Source organism: Vibrio sp. 10N.222.48.A3 (assembly GCF_041475345.1).
Taxonomy (GTDB): Bacteria; Pseudomonadota; Gammaproteobacteria; order Enterobacterales; family Vibrionaceae; genus Vibrio; species Vibrio tasmaniensis_A.
The window spans coordinates 1-1,441 of sequence record NZ_JBFRVX010001325.1; the positions used below are offsets into that span (position 1 = coordinate 1).

The following is a 1,441-nucleotide window of genomic DNA, read 5'->3' on the forward strand; positions in this document are numbered from 1 at the left end:
GAGATAGCGCAATATGATCTGAGGATTAGCGCGTGCTTGATTGCCTTCGTAATAACCAGTCGGGCTTGGGTTCAAGGCTCCGACCAACTGAAAGCGTGCAGGAAAACGAGTCTTGCCTGCCACGCGTGAAATAATGATCTCACCTGACTCTAGAGGCTCTCGTAATGAATCGAGCACCTTGCGCTCAAACTCAGGCATCTCATCGAGAAACAATAATCCGTTATGCGCCAAAGAGATCTCTCCGGGGCGAGGTATCGAGCCACCACCGACCAATGCTGCCATCGAACTCGAATGGTGTGGAGAACGGAAAGGTCGTTGTTTCCAGTTGTATTGATTGATTTCTTGTTGCGTTAAAGAAGCCACCGAAGCGGTTTCCATCGCCTCGTCGTCACTCATCTCAGGTAACAAATCGCGCAATCGAGACGCCAACATGGTTTTTCCAGTTCCGGGCGGGCCGAGAAAAAGAAGGTTATGGTTGCCCGCTGCGGCGATCTCCAGTGCTCGCTTACCTTGTTGCTGGCCAATAATATCTTGTAGGTCACGATTATCAGACACATCGACATGATGATGCTCGGTTCGATATAAACCAAGCTGAGCCTGGCCACACATATCAGCGCAAACCTCCAACAAGGTTTGTGCAGATTTATGCGCTCCCTTGCCAACTAAGGCCGCCTGATCACCGTTATGGTGCGGAACCACCAAGCATCGCTCAACACTATCCGCCGCTAATGTTGCTGGTAGCACTCCTTTGACTGAACGCAGCTCTCCCGATAACGCCAACTCACCGATAAATTCATGTTGAACTATTTTTGATGTAGGAAGCTGATCTGACGCCACCAAAATCCCAAGCGCAATTGGCAGATCGAAACGTCCTCCCTCTTTGGGTAAATCTGCAGGTGCAAGGTTGACCGTGATTCTTTTCGATGGAAATTCAAAGCGAGAATTGATGATGGCACTCCTTACTCGATCTTTAGATTCCTTAACCGTCGTTTCAGGTAGACCCACCAGCGTAAAACCGGGCATTCCGTTGCTAATATGCACTTCCACAGTCACTTCTGGTGCCTCTACACCCACACTAGCTCGGCTATGAATTATTGCGAGTCCCATAACTTTCCTTTGTCTTTGATTTAAAAGTATTCACTCTGGATATTCATTGCTCACCAAAGCGATAAGGTTGTTATATAGCGTGGTGGAATGGTGTTTTAATGTGAAAAAAGAATGACATTTTCCTTGTCATGCAGCAGATTTGTGTGATAACACTAGAGATGTAGACATTTACTTAAGACAATAAACGAGAAAACTCGAACTTTATGACATTTAACGCTCGCATTTACGCACTGATTAACCTGATTATCGTAGTCATTATTGAGACTGCGCGGGGGCGAGTGGGAAAAAAGTAACCACGAATTAGAAAAAACCCCCGCACTGAAAAGTCCGGGGG

The 1,441-nt window shown here is 47.1% G+C and carries 1 protein-coding gene; it reads right to left on the reverse strand.

Translation table 11 applies throughout. The features are described 5' to 3' along the window. The coding region (locus tag AB4653_RS26090) for a YifB family Mg chelatase-like AAA ATPase (protein WP_372105675.1) at positions 1 to 1,107 on the reverse strand (1,107 nt) is incomplete at its 3' end. Positions 1,108 to 1,441 lie beyond the last annotated feature (334 nt).